Annotated in this window: 4 protein-coding genes; all 4 read left to right on the forward strand. The window is 53.3% G+C overall.

What is annotated here, in order from left to right; all coding sequences use genetic code 11:
• Window positions 1–1,319, forward strand: a 1,319-nt coding sequence (locus KDK16_RS03770; RefSeq protein ID WP_257274734.1) for an ankyrin repeat domain-containing protein, incomplete at its 5' end; no start/stop codon positions are given.
• 174 nt (window positions 1,320–1,493) lie between these two features.
• A complete protein-coding gene (locus KDK16_RS03775; protein ID WP_257274735.1) occupies window positions 1,494–2,435 on the forward strand; it encodes an ankyrin repeat domain-containing protein in 942 nt (313 codons plus the stop codon).
• Window positions 2,436–2,649: 214 nt separating this feature from the next.
• Window positions 2,650–3,999: an ankyrin repeat domain-containing protein gene (locus KDK16_RS03780; protein WP_257274736.1), complete on the forward strand. Its 1,350-nt coding sequence runs from the start codon at window positions 2,650–2,652 to the stop codon at window positions 3,997–3,999.
• Window positions 4,000–4,213: 214 nt separating this feature from the next.
• On the forward strand, window positions 4,214–4,593 hold a 380-nt coding region (locus KDK16_RS03785), incomplete at its 3' end, for a hypothetical protein (protein ID WP_257274737.1).

A 4,593-nucleotide genomic window follows, 5' to 3' on the forward strand; every position in this document is an offset into this window, starting at 1 on the left:
TGGTGAATGAGCACACCGGTGAATCTCATCCGGATACATTTTTCCCCGATCGGGCGTTTTATCGTGCCTGTTTTGAGGGGGGGTTGGATCATGTGGAGAAGTCACTGGCAGAGGGAGTCAATGTCAATGCCGTTTTGAGTGATGATTTCACTGCCCTGATGTTGGCATCTGGCAATGGGCACAAGGACGTCGTCGGACGTCTGATCAACGCCGGGGCGAATATCAACGCCGCCTGTTCGAACGGTGTCACCTCAGTGTATATAGCAGCTCAGATGGGCCATACCGACATTGTGAAAGCCCTGATCGAAGCCGGAGCGGATCTCGCAGCCCGGACTGAGGATGACAACACCGCGCTGTTCATCGCTGCCGGGAAGGGCAACACTGACTGCGTGAAAGTCCTGATCAACGCCGGGGCAGACGTCAACGCTGTCCGGACCTCGGATGGCGCCACCCCGCTGTTCATCGCAGCCCAACAAAATAACAGCGACTGCGTGAAAGCTCTGATCGAAGCGCGGGTGGACCTCAACGCCAGGACTGAAGGTGGCGCCACCCCGCTGTTCATCGCTGCTGCGAAAGGCAATACCGACTGCGTAAAAGCCCTGGTCGAAGCCGGGGCGGATCTCAACGCCCAGACTCAGGATGGTGCTACTCCACTGTTCATGGCTGCAAAAGAAAATAACACCGAGTGCCTGAAAATCCTGATCGAAGCCGAGGCGGATCTCAATATCGCCTTTTCGGATGGTGCCACCCCGTTGTTCGTCGCTGCAGCGAAAGGCAATACCGGCTGTGTACAAGTCTTGATCAAAGCCGGGGCGGATCTCAACACTTCCCGGACTTCGGATGGCGCCACCCCACTTTACATCGCAGCCGAGACGGGCAACACTGACTGCGTGAAAGCTCTGATCGGAGCCGGGGCGGATCTCAACGCCCGGAATCAGGATGGCGCCACCCCGCTCCTGATCGCTGCCGAAATGGGCAACACCGACTGCGTGAAAATCCTGATCGAAGCCAAAGCGGAACTCAATGCTGCCTTGTCGAATGGCGTCACCCCACTGTTCATCGCAGCCTGGAAGGGCAATACCCACTGCGTAGATGTCCTGATCAACTTCGGGGCGGATCTCAACGCCCAGATTAAGAATGGCTTCACCCCACTGTTCGTCGCTGCCGCGAAAGGCAATACCGACTGCGTGAAAGTTCTGATCAATGCCGGGGCTGATCCCAACGCCGCCTTGTCGAATGGCACTACTCCTCTCTCCATCGCGTCGGAGATGGACAGAACCGACTGCGTGAAAGCCCTGACCGAGGCAGGGGCAAGGTAGGGGGACAGAGGCAAGTATACACGGCTTTCATGCGCTCCCATCTTATGAGTTTTTGAAATGCGTGATGATTTAGCCACAGCAAACTTTGATAGACATACAATAGATGAACTACCCTACATTTTTCGTATCTGACTCGTGCTAACTGATTGACTGACACAGATGTTCACCTTATGGATGGCATTGCTCGCTGCTCTCTTCTCATGGACACTGAAGGCCGATCAATGTCCTATTTGTTTGACTTACTTCCATGAGCAAAGGAAAGCGCCTGTGGTCGTCAAAACCCAATGTTGTCGCCACCGCTTCGATCTGGACTGTATTTCGAAGTGTTTTTTTCATCAGCCCGTCGGCTCTCGCCGTTGTGCAATGTGTCGGCAAGATCCGATGCCTGTCCTGAATGAGAACACCGGTGAGTCTCACCCGGATACATTTTTCCCCGATGAGGCGTTTTATCTTGCCTGTCTCGAAGGGGATCTGGATCAGTTGGTGAAGTCACTGGCAGAGGGAGTCAACGTCAATGCCAATGTGGATAATGATTTAACTGCCTTGATGTTGGCAACCTTTAACGGGCACAGGGACGTCGTCGAACGCCTGGTCAGCGCCGGAGCGAATGCCAACGCCGTCAGTTGGAGTGGTCACACCGCACTGTCAATCGCTGCCCATAAGGGCCATGCCAACATCGTGAAACTCCTGATTGAAGCCGGGGCGGATCCCGACGCCCCCAGGCCCGGGGATTGCCCTATCCCTCTGTTCAGCGCTGCCCAGAAGGGCCATACCGGCATCGTGAAACTCCTGATTGAGGCCGGGGCCGACCTCAACGCCCCCCGGACTATGGATGGCGCCACCTCGCTGCATATCGCTGTCCAGAAGGGCCATACCGACATCGTGAAACTACTGATCGAAGCCGAGGCGGATCTCAATGCCCACCGGACTATAGATGGCACCACCTCGCTGCATATCGCTGCCCAAGAAAATAACACCGACATCGTGAAACTCCTGATCGAAGCCAAGGCGGATCTCAATGCCGCCTTGTCGGATGGAACCACCACACTCTCCATCGCAACCGAGTTGGGCTATACCGACTGCGAGGGAATGCTGACCTTCGCCGGGGCAAGGTAGGGAACAGAGACAGTTAAGGAAACAAAAGAGAGGCGTTATCTTATCCGGAAAACACGGCTTTCAGGTGTTAAGTTGATCGACAAGAGACGGTGAAAAGTCGAGATCCTGACAGGGCTGAAAGCTTCTCTGGGGCAGTTGAGGACTATTAACTGGGTAACTTGAGTTATTTTCTTGATCTATCCTTCCTCTCTTCACACCAGAATGCAAGGGCAGAATGATTAAGCACCCATTCTTTGCAGCACCACTTTTACTCATGACATTGTCTGTCGTCAGTCAGGCTCAACCGCTGACAAGGCGTTTGCAAGCTCAGGAAGCCACCGCCCGCCCTACAGGCTCTTTCAACAGCTACCTTTATTCTGACTCTGCCGGTGGTAAAGGAGGCTCACAGCAACATCGGCATACTTTGGGTTTAGATTGTTTCGTCTTTCCCTGTCACGGCGTTTGTCAATTCCGACCATCGTCCACTGGCAACGGGCCCACTGAAGGGCCAATCAATTCCGCAGAAAATTCGACAGACCACAAGGACGCAATGCCTGAACAAAGCTCATGTCCACATATGGACAATGGACATTGCCCGGAGTGCGCAGGTCATGTGACTAACACGGATCTACGTCTCACAGATGGCATTGCTCGCCCCGATATCCCCATGGACACTGACGTAACGCCAGAGCCTGATCCCTGTCCTATTTGTCTGGTTCACTTCCATGACCGTGATGAAGCGCTTGTGGTCGTCAAAGCACATTGTTGCGGCCACCACTTCGATCTGGACTGTATTTCCAGGTGTTTTGTTGATCAGCCCATCGGCTCTCGCCGGTGTGCAATTTGTCGGCAAGACCCGATGCCTATGGTGAATGAGAACACCAGTGAATCTCACCCGGATAAGTTTTTCCCCGATTGGACGTTTTATCTTGCCTGTTTTGAGGGGGACTTGGATCAGGTGGAGAAGTCACTGGCAGAGGGAATCAATGTCAATGTCGTTATGAATAATGGTTTCACTGCCTTGCTATTGGCATCCATCCAGGGGCACAAGGACATCGCCGAGTGTCTGATCAATGCCGGGGCGAATCTCAACGCCCGGACTGAGAGAGGTTCCACCTCGCTGTTCATCGCTGCTCAGAAGGGCCATACTGGCATCGTGAAACTCCTGATCGAAGCCAAGTCGGATCTCAACGCCCAAAATAACAATGGCGCCACCGCACTGTTCATCGCTGTTCAAAAAAATAACATCGACTGCGTGAAAGTCCTGGTTAACGCCGGGGCCGATCCCGACGCTGCCTTGTTGGATGGCACCACTTCGCTGTTCTTTGCTGCCCAACAAAATGACAGCGACTGCGTGAAACTCCTGATCGAAGCCAAGGCAGATCTTGACGCCTGTACCAAGAATGATGACACCCCGCTGCTCATTGCTGCTGCGAAAGGCAATACCGACTGCGTGAAACTCCTGATTGAAGCCAAGGCGGATCTCAACGCCCGGGCCAAGAGTGGCGCCACCGCACTGTTCATGGCAGCCCAAGAGGGCAATACTGACTGCGTGAAAGCCCTGACCGAGGCCGGAGCAAGGTAGTTAACAGAGGCAAGACAGGGAACAAAGGAAAGACGTTATCTTTTCCGGTAAATACAGCTTTCAGATGTTAAGGCGATCTACAAGAAACGGTGGAAAGTCGAGACCCTGTCAGGGCTGAAAGCTTCTCTGGGGCAGTTGAGAACAGTTGACTGCGTAATCTGAGTTATTTTCTTGATCTATCCTTCCTGTCTGTTCACCAGAGTACAAGGATAGAATGACTAAGCACTCACTCTTTGCAGCACCATTGTTAATCATGACATTGTCCGTCGTCTGTCAGGCTCAACCGATGACAAGACGTTTTGTTGTCGAGACTGAAAAGAAGCCATCCTTTAATCCGATGAAACAAAAAGAGCTGGTTCAGGATCACCCGTTTGCGGCCATCATTATGATGCCTGGCTCTGGAAATGCCCGGCAACAACACCCGCCATCAGAGTCATCGGGGCAGCAAACTCAGGGTGCCAACGCCTGCCCTGCAGGCTCTTTCAGCAACTCCTTTTATTCTGACTCTGCCGATGGTAGCGAAGGCTCACAGCAACTTTTGCATACTTTGGGTTTAGATTGTTTCGTCTTTCCCTGTCATGGCGTTTGTCAATT

This window comes from Endozoicomonas sp. SESOKO4, assembly GCF_024606275.1.

What these genes read in the sequence shown, in the direction of transcription:
- KDK16_RS03780 (WP_257274736.1), top strand. Translation starts at nt 2,650, where the DNA reads ATGATTAAGCACCCATTCTTTGCAGCACCACTTTTACTCATGACATTG.
- KDK16_RS03775 (WP_257274735.1), top strand. Translation starts at nt 1,494, where the DNA reads ATGGCATTGCTCGCTGCTCTCTTCTCATGGACACTGAAGGCCGATCAA.